The 15,507-nt window shown below is 58.2% G+C and carries 11 protein-coding genes; 3 read left to right on the forward strand and 8 right to left on the reverse strand.

The genetic code is table 11. The annotated features are described in order from the left end of the window. Positions 1-178 precede the first annotated feature (178 nt). On the forward strand, positions 179-2,377 hold the full coding sequence (locus PSH76_RS12495) for an OsmC domain/YcaO domain-containing protein (RefSeq protein ID WP_305494192.1): 2,199 nt from the start codon (positions 179-181) through the stop codon (positions 2,375-2,377). Positions 2,378-2,423: 46 nt separating this feature from the next. Here the strand turns inward: PSH76_RS12495 and PSH76_RS12500 are convergent, their stop codons facing one another. The 4 genes from PSH76_RS12500 to PSH76_RS12515 all read right to left on the reverse strand — a co-directional run bounded on the left by PSH76_RS12500 (position 2,424) and on the right by PSH76_RS12515 (position 7,607). Beyond that, positions 2,424-3,590, reverse strand: coding sequence for a cystathionine gamma-synthase (locus PSH76_RS12500; protein ID WP_305494193.1), 1,167 nt, complete (start codon positions 3,588-3,590; stop codon positions 2,424-2,426). Continuing rightward, on the reverse strand, positions 3,587-4,963 hold the full coding sequence (locus PSH76_RS12505) for a cystathionine beta-synthase (protein WP_278917632.1): 1,377 nt from the start codon (positions 4,961-4,963) through the stop codon (positions 3,587-3,589). The genes PSH76_RS12500 and PSH76_RS12505 overlap by 4 nt, the downstream gene beginning before the upstream one ends. A gap of 918 nt (positions 4,964-5,881) precedes the next feature. Beyond that, complete coding sequence (locus PSH76_RS12510) at positions 5,882-6,364, reverse strand: VOC family protein (RefSeq protein WP_098951312.1); 483 nt, start codon at positions 6,362-6,364, stop codon at positions 5,882-5,884. Positions 6,365-6,422: 58 nt separating this feature from the next. Beyond that, entirely contained in the window at positions 6,423-7,607 is a 1,185-nt protein-coding gene (locus tag PSH76_RS12515; RefSeq protein ID WP_305494194.1) for an MFS transporter, read from the reverse strand. Positions 7,608-7,701: 94 nt separating this feature from the next. On the opposite strand from PSH76_RS12515, the gene PSH76_RS12520 reads away from it, so the two are divergent. Further along, a complete protein-coding gene (locus tag PSH76_RS12520; RefSeq protein WP_305494457.1) occupies positions 7,702-8,595 on the forward strand; it encodes a LysR family transcriptional regulator in 894 nt (297 codons plus the stop codon). Between the two features lie 179 nt (positions 8,596-8,774). On the opposite strand, the gene PSH76_RS12525 is transcribed toward PSH76_RS12520, so the two are convergent. Further along, positions 8,775-9,158: a nuclear transport factor 2 family protein gene (locus PSH76_RS12525; protein ID WP_057711794.1), complete on the reverse strand. Its 384-nt coding sequence runs from the start codon at positions 9,156-9,158 to the stop codon at positions 8,775-8,777. A 148-nt stretch (positions 9,159-9,306) separates the two neighbouring features. Then, on the reverse strand, positions 9,307-10,410 hold the full coding sequence (locus PSH76_RS12530; RefSeq protein WP_305494195.1) for an alkene reductase: 1,104 nt from the start codon (positions 10,408-10,410) through the stop codon (positions 9,307-9,309). 102 nt (positions 10,411-10,512) lie between these two features. Here PSH76_RS12530 and PSH76_RS12535 point away from each other — a divergent pair, with 102 nt between their 5' ends. Further along, the gene (locus tag PSH76_RS12535) at positions 10,513-11,484 is read left to right on the forward strand and encodes a LysR family transcriptional regulator (RefSeq protein WP_044270783.1); all 972 of its coding nucleotides are present in this window, start codon (positions 10,513-10,515) and stop codon (positions 11,482-11,484) included. A 243-nt stretch (positions 11,485-11,727) separates the two neighbouring features. Here PSH76_RS12535 and PSH76_RS12540 read toward each other — a convergent pair whose 3' ends face one another. Together PSH76_RS12540 and PSH76_RS12545 are read right to left on the reverse strand one after the other, a co-directional pair. Continuing rightward, on the reverse strand, positions 11,728-13,005 hold the full coding sequence (locus PSH76_RS12540; RefSeq protein WP_044270784.1) for an McrC family protein: 1,278 nt from the start codon (positions 13,003-13,005) through the stop codon (positions 11,728-11,730). Further along, positions 13,002-15,260, reverse strand: a complete 2,259-nt coding sequence (locus tag PSH76_RS12545; RefSeq protein ID WP_370874651.1) for an AAA family ATPase — start codon at positions 15,258-15,260, stop codon at positions 13,002-13,004. The genes PSH76_RS12540 and PSH76_RS12545 overlap by 4 nt, the downstream gene beginning before the upstream one ends. Between the last annotated feature and the right edge of the window lie 247 nt (positions 15,261-15,507).

Raw genomic sequence — 15,507 nt, forward strand, 5'->3', positions numbered from 1 at the left:
TTGCTGCCGCGCGCTTCCTACTATGGCAGTGCATCGGGCGTTGACGAGGGGAGCTGCGAAGGCGAGAGGTTGGACGTTAGCACCGATCGGCAGCCCATACGCAAAACCCTGAGACTTCCCGGCGAAACGCTTCATAATGGCGGCCAATTTGTTTAGCTCGTTATTCTGGTGTGCCCGCATGGAAATTAAGGTCAACTTTCTCGACAACCTTCGGCTTGAAGCCAAGTTCGATGACTTCACGGTCATTGCCGACCAGCCCATCCGCTACAAGGGCGATGGCTCGGCACCGGGGCCATTCGACTACTTCCTGGCTTCGTCGGCGTTGTGTGCGGCTTATTTTGTGAAGTTGTACTGCCAGACGCGCAATATTCCCACCGAGAATATTCGCCTGTCGCAGAACAACATCGTCGACCCGGAAAACCGCTACAACCAGATTTTCAAGATCCAAGTCGAATTGCCCGCAGACATCTCCGACAAGGACCGCCAAGGCATCCTGCGTTCCATCGACCGCTGCACCGTGAAGAAGGTGGTGCAGGCCGGGCCGGAATTCGTGATTGAGGAAGTCGACAACCTCGACGCCGATGCCCAGGCGTTGTTGATGCCCAATTCCACGTCCGAGGCGGGCACCTACATTGCCGGCAAGGACCTGCCGCTGGAGCAGACCATCGCCAACATGTCGGCGATTCTCGCGGGCCTGGGCATGAAGATCGAGATCGCCTCGTGGCGCAATATCGTGCCCAACGTGTGGTCGCTGCATATCCGCGACGCCCATTCACCGATGTGCTTTACCAACGGCAAAGGCGCGACGAAAGAAGGCGCGCTGGCGTCGGCGCTGGGTGAGTTCATCGAGCGCCTGAACTGCAACTTTTTCTACAACGACCAGTTCTGGGGCGAGGACCTGGCCAACGCGCCGTTCGTGCATTACCCGGACGAGCGTTGGTTCCAGCCGGGCCCCAACGATGAGCTGCCGAGTGAAATCCTTGATGCCTACTGCCTGAAAGTCTACAACCGCGAGGGCGAGCTGCGCGGTTCGCACCTGTTCGACACCAACTCCGGCAACGAGGCCCGTGGCATTGTCTCGCTGCCGTTCGTGCGTCAGTCCGATGGTGAGGTGGTGTATTTCCCGTCCAACCTGATCGAAAACCTCTACCTGAGCAACGGCATGAGCGCCGGCAATACCTTGGCCGAAGCCCAGGTGCAGTGCCTGTCGGAGATTTTCGAGCGGGCGGTGAAACGCGAAATCATCGAAGGCGAATTTGCGCTGCCGGACGTACCGGCCGAAGTGTTGGCCAAGTACCCCGGCATCCTTGCGGGCATCGAAGGCCTGGAAGCCCAGGGCTTTCCGGTGCTGGTCAAAGATGCGTCCCTGGGCGGTGAATTCCCTGTGATGTGCGTGACCTTGATGAACCCGCGCACCGGTGGCGTGTTCGCTTCGTTTGGCGCGCACCCCAGCCTGGAAGTGGCGCTGGAACGCAGCCTCACCGAGCTGCTGCAAGGCCGCAGCTTCGAAGGTTTGAACGACCTGCCGCAGCCGACCTTCGAAGGCCAGGCGGTCACCGAGCCGAACAACTTCGTCGAGCACTTTATCGATTCCAGCGGCGTAGTGTCGTGGCGCTTCTTCAGTGCTCAGTCTGATTATGAATTCGTCGAGTGGGACTTCTCCGGCCAGGGCGAAGACTCCAACGCCCAGGAAGCCGCCACGCTGTTCGGCATCCTCGAAGGCATGGGCAAGGAGTCGTACATGGCGGTGTATGAGCACCTGGGCGCTACCGCCTGCCGGATCCTGGTGCCGGATTACTCGGAAATCTACCCGGTGGACGACCTGATCTGGGACAACACCAACAAGGCGCTGTTTTTCCGCGAAGACATCCTTAACCTGCACCGCCTCAACGAGGAAGAGTTGCAGGCGTTGGTCGAGCGCCTGATAGAAAGCGAGCTGGACGACTACACCGATATCACCACGCTGATTGGCATCGAGTTCGATGACAACACGGCGTGGGGCCAACTGACCATCCTGGAGCTCAAGCTGCTGATCTTCCTGGCCTTGCAGCAGTATGAAGAGGCCAAGGAGTGCGTGGAGATGTTCCTGCAGTACAACGACAACACCGTTGAGCGCGGCCTGTTTTACCAGGCGATGAACGCGGTGCTGGAGATGGAGTTGGATGACGACTTGGAACTGGCTGACTACGAGGCCAACTTCCGGCGCATGTTCGGTAATGAGCGCATGGACGCGGTGATCGGTTCGGTCAACGGCAGCGTGCGCTTTTACGGGCTGACGCCGACCAGCATGAAGCTGGAAGGCCTGGACCGGCATTTGCGCTTGATCGATAGCTACAAGAAGCTGCATGCAGCGCGGGCCAACATCACCCAAGGCTGACCCACACTGATCGTTCCCACGCAGAGCGTGGGAACGATCATGGCGGTTAGATGTGGGCCAAGGCCTGCGCCAGGTCGGCGCGCAAATCCTCCACATCTTCAACCCCCACCGACAGCCGCACCAGCCCATCGCCAATGCCCAATTGCGCCCGCGTCGCCGCTGGAATGCTGGCATGGGTCATGATCGCCGGGTGTTCGATCAGGCTTTCCACGCCCCCCAGGCTCTCGGCCAGGGCGAAGATCTTCACGTTTTCCAGAAAGCGTGTCGCGCCGGCCAGGTCGCTGTTCAAATCCACGGAAATCATCCCGCCAAACCCGCGCATCTGCTGTTTCGCCAGGTCGTGCTGTGGGTGGGATTCCAGGCCCGGGTAATGAACCCGTGACACTTGCGGCTGTTGTTCCAGCCAGGTGGCCAGGTCGAGGGCATTGCTGCAATGGCGCTCCATGCGCAGCGCCAGGGTTTTTACCCCGCGCAGGGTCAGGAAGGCATCGAACGGCCCGGCGATGGCGCCGATGGAGTTTTGCAGGAAGCCCAGGCGTTCGGCCAATTCAGCGTTGTCGCCAACCACAGCGATACCACCGATCACATCGGAATGCCCATTGAGGTATTTGGTGGTGGAGTGCACCACGATGTCGAAGCCCAGCTCCAGCGGGCGCTGGATCCAAGGGCTGGCAAAGGTGTTGTCGGCCACGCAGATAATCCCGCGGGCACGGCAGATGCGGGCCACGGCGCGCAGGTCGGTCAGGCTCAGCAGCGGGTTGCTTGGGGTTTCGACCCAGACCATGCGCGTGTCGTCCTGCAATGACGCTTCAAAGGCCGACACGTCGCTGAGGTCGACATAGCTGAAGCGGTGCCCGGCACTGCGCTGGCGCACCTTGTCGAATAGCCGGAAGGTGCCGCCGTACAGGTCATTGCCCGAGACGATATGCGCGCCGGCATCCAGCAGCTCCAACACAGTGGAGATCGCCGCCAGCCCCGAGGCAAATGCAAACGCCTGGCTCCCGCCTTCAAGGTCGGCCACGCAGCGTTCCAGGGCAAAACGCGTGGGGTTATGGGAGCGGCCATAGTCAAAGCCCTTGTGCACGCCGGGGCTGTCTTGCAGGTAGGTGGAGTTGGCGTAGATCGGCGGCATCAGCGCGCCCGTGGTCGGGTCGGGCGACTGCCCGGCGTGGATCACACGGGTGGCAAACGCGCTGTTATCGGGCTGGCTCATGCAAGGGATCTCCGTAGGTGGTTAAGCAGGTCGACGCGGGTGATCAGGCCATGGAAGCCTGAGGCGTCGGCAATGATGGCGACCAGGCCGCGATCCAGTTCTGCCTGAAGCTCGGCCAGGCTGGCGCTGGGGGCCAGGGTGTGCAGGGTGTTGGTCATGGCGCTGGCAACGGTCATGGAAAAGTCTGCGGCGTCGTGGTGCAGGCCCAGCAGGATGTCGGACTCGTCGATCACGCCCACCAGGGTCTGGCCATCGACCAGCACCGGCAGTTGCGACACGTCCGCCAGGCGCATGCGCTGGAAGGCGGTGAGCAGGGTGTCGTCGGGGCTTACGCTGATCACCCGGCCGTCTTCGAAGCGGCGGGCGATCAGGTCGCGCAGGTCGCCGTAGTGCTTGTATTGCAACAGGCCGGCGTCGTTCATCCACTGGTCGTTGTAGACCTTGGACAGGTAGCGCGTACCGGTGTCGCAGACAAAGGTCACCACGCGCTTGGGCTCGGTTTGCTCGCGGCAGTAGCGCAGGGCAGCGGCTAGCAGGGTGCCGGTGGATGAGCCACCGAGGATACCTTCGGCCTTGAGCAACTGGCGGGCGTGGTCGAAGCTGTCGGCATCGCTGATGGAGTAGGCGTGGCGCACGCTGGACAGGTCGGCGATCGAGGGAATGAAGTCCTCGCCGATGCCTTCCACCGCCCAGGAGCCGGGGGTTTCCAGCGTGCCGCTGCGGCTGTATTCGGCCATCACCGAACCGACCGGGTCGGCCAGCACCATGGCCAGCTCGGGTTGCACGCGCTTGAAGAAACGCGTCAAACCGGTGAGGGTGCCGGCCGAGCCAACGCCCACCACAATCGCGTCCACATCGTGCTGGGTCTGCGCCCAGATCTCCGGCGCGGTGCTGGTCTCGTGGGCCAAGGGGTTGGCCGGGTTGTTGAACTGGTCGGCGAAGAACGAGCCTGGAATATCCTTGGCCAGGCGCGCTGCCACGTCCTGGTAATACTCGGGATGGCCCTTGCCCACATCGGAACGGGTGATATGCACCTCGGCGCCCATGGCCTTGAGGTGCAGGACCTTTTCCGTGGACATCTTGTCGGGCACCACCAACACCACCCGATAACCCTTGGCCCGGCCCACCAGCGCGAGGCCCAGGCCGGTATTGCCGGCGGTGGCTTCAATGATGGTACCGCCAGGGCGCAAACGACCGTCGCGTTCGGCAGCGTCGATCATCGCCAGGCCGATGCGGTCCTTGATGGAACCGCCGGGGTTTTGCGATTCCAGTTTGAGAAACAGCGTGCAGGGGCCGGTATCGAAGCGGCTGACTTTGACCAGCGGGGTGTTGCCGATTAGCTCAAGTACGGCAGGGCGTGAAGGCGTGGGCATGTCGTCTCCTGGTTACGGGATGGGCGTAGGGCGAGGGACAGTAAAAAAACAGCATGGCTTGGAACATAGGCCGGTATCGCCGGTGTCGCAACCGGGCGTCCGTTGGATGACTTTTTTTGCCGCATGGGGGGAGGGCGCGCAATCCAGGATTGCGCTGAAAACCAACGATGGAGCTGGCTTGCCGGATTGCCGACACCTATCTACCTGACGCCACGCGATCCAATGTGGGAGCTGGCTTGCCTGCGATGGTCATAGGTATCTACACAACGTTGGTGCGACGCTGACCCTGTGGCGAGGGAGCTTGCTCCCGCGACGGCCTGACAGCCGACACTTATCTACCTGCCGCCCCGCGATCAAACTGTGTGGCTTGCCTGCGATAGCGACCTGCCAGCCGACACCTATTTACCTGACGCCCCACGACCCAACTGTGCGGGCTTGCTCGCGAAGGCGGCCTGACAGTCAAAACAGTTATACCGAGTACATATCCATTCCTGCGGTAACGGCCACTTAGGGTTCCGCCCTGACGGCGGCTCACTTTTGAACAGCGCAAAAGTAAGCAAAACGCTCTTGCCCCACCACTCGGCACCTCGCCTAGGCTCGGTGTGCCCTTAATCCGCCAGTGATTTGGGGTGCCGCCGCCACGCGCCATCCATGGCGCGGGGCGGCTAAACCGGCATCCCTGCCGGTTTACCCCCCAAATCCCTGTCGAATTACGGCCAGCGTGGTTTGACGGGGCGCCTAAGATCAAAAGCAGATCAAGAGCGACTCGCTTCGCATCGTGGTTACCGTTGAGAGCTGCAGAGTTATGTAGATACCTATGCCTTCATGTGGGAGCGGGCTTGCTCGCGAAAGCGGTGGGTCAGTTTTCACATGTGCTAGCGGATACATCGCCTTCGCGAGCAAGCCCGCTCCCACAGTTCAGTTCCCGGCAATCGCGGCTTCGATGGTAGCGATGTCGATTTTGGTCATTTTCATCATCGCCTCAAACGCACGCTTGGCGACGGCAGGATCTTTACTGGTAACCGCATCGACCAACACCCTCGGCGAGATCTGCCACGACAGCCCCCACTTGTCCTTGCACCAACCGCAAGCGCTTGCCTGCCCACCGTTGTCGATGATGGCATGCCACAAGCGGTCGGTTTCCTCCTGGTCATCCGTGGACACCTGAAAGGAAAACGCCTCACTGTGCTTGAACATGGGGCCGCCATTGAGGCCCACGCAGGGGATACCCAGTACGGTGAATTCCACGGTCAACTCATCACCCTGCTTGCCGGATGGGTAGTCGCCAGGGGCACGGTGTACGGCCTTTACTGCGCTGTTGGGGAAGGTGTTGGCGTAGAAGGTCGCTGCCTCCAGGGCATCGCCGTTGTACCAGAGGCAGATCGTATTCTTGTTGTTCATCGCAAGGCTCCTCGGGTTGGAAGGTGCATGAAGTCTAGACTAACAACCTGCACGCTACTCAGGCTTGCACCGTCTCCCGGCCAGCGCGTGAGTCGGCCCGCCGCGAACGCCAGCTCAGCCCCAATACCATCAGCAAGCCCAGGCCCGCCATCAGTGCGCCTGCCAGGGATATGGCCGGGTAGCCCAGCCCGGCATTGATCACCGCGCCACCCAATGCCGCACCAATCGCATTCCCAAAATTGAACGCACCGATGTTCATCGCCGAAGCCAGGTTAGGCGCATCCTTTGCTGCCTCCATCACCCTCATCTGCAACGGCGGCACCAGGGCAAAGCTGGCAGCGCCCCACAGCAGGATCGACAACGCCGCAGGCAGCGGCCATTGCATGAGCACCGAGAAGGCCAACAGCACGGCAATCAACACCACCAGCGAGATGATCAAGGTGCGGTCTACCGAGCGGTCCGCAGACTTGCCACCCCACACATTGCCCAAGGTGAGCCCGACGCCGAACAGCACCAGCATCCCGGTGACGAAGTTGGTCGAAGCGTGGGTGACGTCTCGCAGAATCGGCGCGATGTAGGTGAATACCGTGAACATCGCACTCGAGCCCACCACGGTCAGCGCCAACGCCGCCAGCACCGGCCCGCGACCCAGCACACGAATTTCCGCCATCAGCCCGCCGCCTTTAGGGGCCGGCGCATTGGGCAAGGCCCACCACAGCGCCGCCATCACCACCGCGCCAAGCCCACTGATGCCCCAGAACGCGGTACGCCAACCAAAGTTCTCGCCAAACCAGGTCGCCAGGGGCACGCCGCCAATGGTTGCCAGGGTCAGCCCCATGAACATCGCCGCCACAGCCCCCGCGCGTTTTTCGGGCGCCACCAGGCTTGCGGCCACGATCGAGCCAATCCCAAAGAACGCCCCATGATTGAGCGACGTCACCAGCCTGGCGATCATCAGCGTCTGGTAGTTGCTGGCCAACGCCGACAGCAAATTACCCAGGGTAAAAATCGCCATCAGCCCGATCAGCAAATAGCGGCGGGGCACCCTGGCCGTCGCCAGGGTCATGATCGGCGCGCCAATCAACACGCCCATGGCGTAGGCGCTCACCAACAGCCCCGCAGCGGGAATGGAGACATCAAGATCAGCGGCGATACCGGGCAACATGCCCATAGGGGCAAACTCTGTGACCCCGATGCCAAAGGCACCGACGGACAATGCTACAAGGGGTGGATTGATACGCATGGGTGACTCCTCATCTGTGAGTCAAATGCTACAATCCTGCCTTTTGCAGCAGTAGCCCTTGGTTAGGAACTACAGCTTTGCGCAGGAGGCACAAATGGACATCGGCGGGCGGTCGGGAGAGATGGAAGTGTTCACCATGGTCGCCGAGCACGGCAGCCTGTCGGGTGCAGCAAGGGCCTTGGGGCTGACCCCATCGGCCATCAGCCGCATCATCACCCGCACCGAACAGCGCATCGGCACCCGCTTACTGCTGCGCACCACCCGCGCCATCACCTTCACCGCCGAAGGCGAAGCCTACCTGCGCGGCGCCCGACGCATCCTGGCCGACATGGCCGAAGTCGAAGACGCCATCACCGACCAGGGCGCCCCACGCGGACGCCTGCGAGTCAGCGCCGCACTGGCCCACGGCCGCATGACCATCGTCCCCCTGGTCGCCGCCTTCAGCGCCCGCTATCCCGCCATCGTCGTCGACCTGATGCTCGGCGACGAAGTCGTAGACATCCTCGGCGGCCAGGCCGACGTCGCCATCCGCTTCGGCACCCTCGCCGACAGCCCACTGACTGCTCGCCTTATCGGCTCTACCAGGCAGGTGATCGTCGCCTCGCCGGAGTACCTGGCACGGCATGGCACACCGGTGACGCCGCAGGATCTGCTTGGGCACAACTGCCTGCGCTTTAACTTCCGTAGAGCGGCCCCGGATTGGCCGTTTCGGGTGGAGGGACGGGAGTTTTCGCTGAAAGTAGCGGGGACGATTGAGGGCAATAGTGGTGAAGCATTGGCGCAGTTGGCGAAGCTGGGGGCGGGGGTGGCGAGGATTGGGGCGTTTAGTGTGGTGGAGGAGGTGAGGCGGGGGGAGTTGGTGGTGTTGCTGGAGGAATTTAATCCTGGGGATGTGGAGCCGATTCATGCGGTGTTTGTAGGTGGAGGGGCGATGCCGGCGCGGGTTAGGGCGTTTGTGGATTTTTTGGTGGAGTGGCATGGGGTTTGAGGATGTGTTGGTTTGAATTTTTTGGGAGGGGGCTGGCCGATTATGTTGAAAAGTCGCTTTATGGCCCGATTTCAGGTGGTGTGCCGGACGTACAGTTGCAGTTCCGCTCGGCTGCGAAGAAAAACACGACAGATAGGGATGAAAGCCTCATCTGTCGCGTGCTCAAGGACGGTAGATATTCAAGGCGCGACGTGGGTGTGGAAAATTTTGCTGACGACCGTCCACTTGCCATCAACTTTCAGCAAGTTGAAGAAATCTGTAAAGCAAAAGCCCGATACGTCATTGGTGTCGATGCGCGCGCTGGCAGCGGTGCCTACGATGTCGATTTTGACGATTACGCCTTGAGCTTCAGGAGACGGGCGGAACGCGCTGTCAATGCCATCGAATAATGTTTGAATCGGGCCGCCGGTCAGCTTACCGTCGCCATCGACGCTAAACATTGTTGCTTGCTCACTGAAAGCTGGTTTCATGATGCTGCTTTTGGCCTGCTTGCAGCCTTCGTTGTATTTGTTCAGTACCTCGACGATGGCTTGATATTCCGGCACATAAGTAGGTTTGTTCATGTTTGTACTCCTGGCTGTTAATTCGAATCATGTTAAAAAAACCAGCCACTGCTGGCTGGCTGGCATTGAGATCAATCCCTGAGACCATCCGCAGCGGCATTCACCGCTGGGGCCCAAGGTCTCACTTTTTGAATGTTGCTCAGTTGGCTTATCCAGCGAGCGTAGGCCAATCGGTGTAACCCTTTGCGCCGTTACCGTAATAGGTTTCGCGTGGCGCAACAGTGAGTTCTGCACCTTCTTTTAATCGACGAACCAAATCCGGATTAGCAATAAACGGGCGGCCAAAAGCGACTGCATCGACCTTGCCTTCAGCACGGCGGGTAACGGCCAGTTCGATGTCGTAATTGTTATTGCCGATGTATGGGCCTTTGAATCCTCTACGTAACGCATCGAGATCTACGTTCTCGGGAACAGTGCGTGACGTAGCGGTGGCGCCCTCGACAAAATGCATGTAGGCGAGCTGGAAGCGATTCAGTTGCTCAATCAGATGGCCATAGGTTTGCATTACCTGGCTGTCCAAGGGCGTGTTGCCGGCATCTGGCGTCACGGGAGAGAGGCGAATGCCAACGCGGTCATGCCCCCAGATCTCGACGACTGCTGCGGTTACTTCCAGCGTGAGTCGTGTGCGATTCTCAATCGAACCACCATATTGGTCGGTTCGCTGATTGGTAGAGTCGCGCAGGAACTGATCGAGCAAATAGCTATTGGCAGAGTGCACTTCTACACCATCAAAACCGGCGTGTTTTGCGCATGCGGCGGCGTGTCGGTACTGCTCGATAATGCCTGGGATTTCGGATGTTTCCAGCGCTCGCGGCATGGAGACGTCCATCATTCCCATTTCAGTGAAGGTCTGGCCTTCGGCTTTAATCGCCGAGGGTGCTACCGGTGCCGTGCCATTGGGCTGCAGGTCCACATGCGAGAAGCGCCCCACATGCCACAGTTGGCAAACAATAAGTCCACCAGCGGCATGCACTGCATCTGTCACCTGTTTCCAGCCTGCTACGTGCTCTTCAGTCCAGATGCCTGGCGTCAATGCATACCCACGCGCTTGCGCGGAAATATTGGTCGCTTCACTAATGATCAGACCGGCGCTGGCACGTTGTGCATAGTAGAGAGCGTGCATTTCGTTGGGGACGCCTTTTGGCCCCATGCGGCTGCGCGTTAACGGGGCCATGACAACGCGGTTAGCCAGAGATAAGGCTCCTAAAGTCATTGGAGTGAAAAGATCCGTTGATGGGCGGTTGAGCGTCATTGTGATTCCTAAAGATAACTGTTCTGCCGGATGAAACACCTTGCTATATCAACTATGGAGGGCAATGATAATGACGTAAATAGTCATAGGCGTGGATACAGTATGAGCAAAAAGGTCATAATGCAGGGCCCTGCGCGCGCTGAGGGCATCGAGAGTTCACTTCCCTTGCCACCGGTGCATTTCCCCGGTCTTTTAACCTTCGAGGCGGCCGCCAGACATTTGAACTTCGCTCGCGCCGCTGCAGAAATCGGTGTCACGCCAACTGCGGTATCACGCACGATCAAAAGTGTGGAAGCGCAACTCAACGTGCGGCTATTCAATCGAACAACACGCAGTGTCAGCCTGACCGAGGCCGGCGCGTCATTGAACGCAGCATTAGCACCTGCGCTGGCTTTGATTAGAGACTCCTTGTCACAAGTCTTGCTCGCGACTGATCAACCATCTGGCACAGTACGCCTCAACTCTTCGTATGTTGCATACCGCATCTTGATCGAACCGCATCTAACCGCCTTCATGGAAGAGTTCCCGCTGATTAATGTCGAGGTATCACTGGATAATCAACTTGGCGATATCGTTAATGCCGGTTTCGATGTCGGCATACGCATGGGGAAAAGAGTGCAAAGCGACATGGTCGCGATACAGTTGGGAGCGGCACAAAAAAGAATTGTGGTGGCTGCGCCGGATTACTTCCGCACGCGGGTTGAGCCGCAGACGTTGGAGCAACTGCTGAAGCACAACTGCATTCGCCAGCGGTATTCAGTTGGCGGAAGATTCTTTGAGTGGAGGTTCGAAGAGGGCGGGCAAATGGTTCAAATCGATGTTCAAGGGCGTTTTATTTTTGACGAAATGAGATCAGTCCTTGATGCGGCAATACAAGGCCAAGGCATTGGTTTTGTTTTCGAGGACTTCGCGAAGCAAGCGTTAGAAAACGGTACGCTTCGTCAGATATTGAAGCAGCACAGCGGCATGGACGATGCGTTTCATTTTTACTACCCCCATCGTAAACACATGCCAGGCAAGCTGCGTGCGTTTGTTGATTTCATGCGTAGTGCCAATAAGATCGGAAAGTCATGATTTGACCGTCCCAATGGCAGGGAAAAGGGGGCTAGGGAAAAGAGGGGGGATTTATTTTTTTAGCGTCCGATTTTGGCCGAAAGCTGCCATCTCAGAACGACTTTTTTCTGCCAAAAGCGGGCCACCGCTAGAAACCGCGTGGAATGTGCGCGTAACCCATCCCAGTGTTCACCACTCACATGGATCCCTGGCCACTCAAACACCTCCTCCATCCCGTCACGCCGAGCACCCCCCCTGGTCAAGCTAATTCAGACGGTGGGTGAAACTCACTTCATTGCCTGCCAACAGTACGTCTTCGTCCAGATCAAACGGCAGCACCCATAGCCTAAGTTCAGAACTGAAATCAAAGGGGGGTAAAGGCTTGAGGAATTGGGCCGTGCGAGGATAGATCAACGCCAACTCACCCCGTCCCCCCAAATACCTCTGACCATAAGCAAACAGCTGATAAAAGTCGGCCTGGCTCAGACCATACTTGTTCTGCCTATCAACTCCGTCCAAACGCTTCCACTTGGTATCCAACACCCAGGCGTGCTGGCCCAGTTCAAGCAGCAGGTCCGGCTCAAGGCGGAACATCGCCGTGTCGTTGTGCTTGCAGAGGCTATGTCGGGAAGCCTGCGCTGTAAGACTCACCCCAGGAGCAAGGCGGCGGCGCAGCCAACCTTCCACGTACTGTTCGAACAGCTTTTCCATCGGAAACAATAAACTCATGCCGCGCCATTGGCCGCTCACAGCAACCGGCATCTGCTGGTTGAGGATAAGCTCGCACCACGGCTTGATCGACTGGTAATGCGACATCAGCCGATCACGGCTCCACGCTCGCAAATCGTGGCCTACCTGTCGACTGGCCGGAACATCCGTCAACATGACGCGCAGTTCATGAGCCAGGCGCCAGTTGTCGGCATCACGTGTGCTCTTGGTTACTTGCTCCAGCGCCAGCTTGAGCAAGCGATTCTCGGCACGGTCAGGCAGGAATACATCGTGGCGAATCTGAAATCGATGTTGGCGCCCGGGCGGCTGGCGCATTTGCGCTACCACGTCAAGCTGGCCGCGCAGAAAACGCTGCTCCTCTTCGATACGTTGATAGTCGAAGCGCATGCCACGCTTTACCAGCAAATCCAGTTCGCTGAGAAACTGCCCCATCACCCACTCGCTGAGCGATTTATCGAACAGTTCGAGGCTCGCCACCGAGGTCTCGCGTGGCTTCAGTTGCAGAGCGTTCTGAATCAATTTGCGCAGCAACGCGCGCCCCTTGTACTCACAGTCTCCCTGCTCATGGTGCTTGGGCAGAATTTCGAGGCGCGTGCCACAAGGAGTTTCAAGAACACCCACATAGGAATCCCACTTCAACTCACTGCGCCCTTCCACCTGTAACAGCCTGGCACCATTGCGGCTGAAGCCCGCGCTAAGCTCGCAGAGCCAGTCGAAAGCACTTGCAGAAACTTGCGCACGGTCCAGGTTACCGGGGGCGACGGCCGCCGTGGTCAGACGAGCGTACTCACGCACGGTTATGGGTGCGCTCACGCGCCCACCTCCTCTAGGACGACTGGCAGCACTTGTGCTCCAGCATTGACCGCGATGACCCCGGCATAGGCCGACGGCCGCTTGAACGCCGCCTCATTGACTCGCCAGCCTCCCACTTGAGCCGGCAAGTTGATCGTGCCGAACAACGCCGTTACATCTTGCACGTCTTGTATCGTAAAGCGGTCGATCGCAGACTTGCGATGGTCATTGAGGATCCAATGGATCCGTTGCCAGTCCTCGAAGAAGTACTCCTGCAACAACGGCAAAATCTGGTTGCGGAAAATCAACTCAAGTTTCACCAGCAAGTCGGCATCTCCCAAGCCCTCTTCTTTTAGCGGCATAAAGTAGGCGTGTCCCAGGCAGTGCTCACGATCGAGTAACACTTCAATGCGCTGGTTCATCACGCGCAACAGTTGACCGATATTCAACCCAGCCACTTCGAGGCGATCCAGCAACTCTGGTCGAGGCGGCATTTCGCGGAAAGTAAAGCGACGGCGCAGCGCGATATCCAGCCCCGCAAGCGAGCGGTCGGCGGTATTCATGGTGCCGATCAGGTAGACGTTATCCGGTACGCTGAAGTGCCGCCTTGAGTAAGGCAGCACCACCTCAAGCGCCTCTGCGGCACCGGCACGCTTGGACGATTCAATCAGCGTGATCAACTCGCCGAAAATGCGCGAGATGTTGCCCCGATTGATCTCATCGATAATCAACACATAAGGCAGTTTTTCCGCGGGTGCTGGCGGCTTCGTCTCGTTGGCCAGACTGAAACCAGCCTGCTGTAGCCCTAGCTGTAATTCAGGCCAACTGATGCGATTAATGGGATACACCGTTTTCAGCGTCAACCCTCGACCGCCGTTGAGCGCAGTAATGTCGAAATCGATATCACTCAGTAACCAGTTGACTGGGAGACGCTGCACGTAGTCCTTGCGCACGCCCTCTGGCACATCCGGAGTGTATTCATACTCTCCAGCCACCACACCAACCGCGCAAATACTCTTGCGCGAGCCCAGGCACACCAACACATCACCCTCTTCAATTTCTCGCCCGAAGCTGGACAGTGAACTCCTGTCATTGCTCCCCAGCTTGAACGAAGGATCGGTTAGATCGGCCTCGCGAATATCACCCACCTTATGCCAGCCGATGCGCGCCTCGCCGTGCTGGAAACAGTAGCGCCGGGTTCGCCCGTCACTGCTTGCTTCCTCGATGGAGATTTTCCAGATGGTCGGATCTTTCTTCAAGCCAAGCTTTTGCTCCAATACTGGGTCGCTGCGAGCATCAAGACACAACTGGACGAAAACACCCTTGGCTACATCGTAAGCCAGTGAGTCGCCGGGATTGCCCTCACTATTCGGAGGCAAAGCGCGCAACCCTTCGACGAAATCCTCATAGCTGAAACTCTGATGGAAGGTTACAAAACGTACACGTTCGGCCGAAGCAAAACGATCGAACTCGGTCTTCAAACGTTTACGGGACTCGGGGTCGTCGCCATTGTTCTGCGTCAGGAACTCCGGAGCGAGGATAGCCAGCGCTTGGTTAATTGTGTTGTAGGTTTTACCTGTACCTGGAGGGCCGAAAAGAATTTGGTTTAACGGCGGCTTACACATGTTTTTTGTGGCTTGGACTTCACCTTCCAACATCTCCTCCACCTCCTGATCATCAAGCGCGTCTTCCGCCGAATCCCACAGATCGAATCCATAAGCCAAAACGGATTGCTCACCGCGTTGTTCCATCAGACGAGCATATAGATCAGCCTGAGTGACACGTTGACCCGTCGCACCGGCAATTGCACTCAGCTTTTTATAATTGTAGATCGGCAACACACAAGGGCGATGGGTATCTTGATAGATAAACGCGATCTTCCACTTCAGTACATGCTCCAGATCAATCTCTTGAACAAGTGCCAAGTTCCCCTTGCTAGATGCGTTGGCAACTTCGATGATTTTTGAATGAATATTTTTAAAAGCCTCACCTTCCGAAGCTCCGTACTTCTTCTTCCATGAGTACAGCTCGCCCGCCTGTACATGAGTTCGCGGCCCCTTGGGCTCATTTTTACGCTCGTACAGACCCAGTTTGGAGGAGTCACCGCCTCTTATTGAGCCAAGCATCCGTCCAAGGCCAAATTCCAGCCAATAGGTAAAAGTGTCCTGATCACCGCTCTTATTATAAGTGCTTGGTGTCAAACCACTCAGCGCCTGGAGAGGCCAACGCTGCAGAAATAAATCCCAAGCTCGTTGCCGCTCATCAAATGTTGCCATGAGATTCGTCCCTTATTCTATTGGCGGTCAAAGCTGGCCGAAATTAGTCCTTTAGCAGCGGCTAGGCAAGCTGATTTGGGTAAACCTCGGTACGTCGCTATAGCCATCCATCAACTGGGCGAACTGGATGTTCTGGGGGGGCAACACGTTGGTCAGATGCTGGCAAAGCGTTGATAGGACATGCTGTTCTTCGCTTTCGGATCGTGCGTCTTGGCACCGACACCACTGAAGGAGGTAGAAAATGAAT

Source organism: Pseudomonas sp. FP215 (assembly GCF_030687795.1).
Lineage (GTDB): Bacteria > Pseudomonadota > Gammaproteobacteria > Pseudomonadales > Pseudomonadaceae > Aquipseudomonas > Aquipseudomonas salmasensis.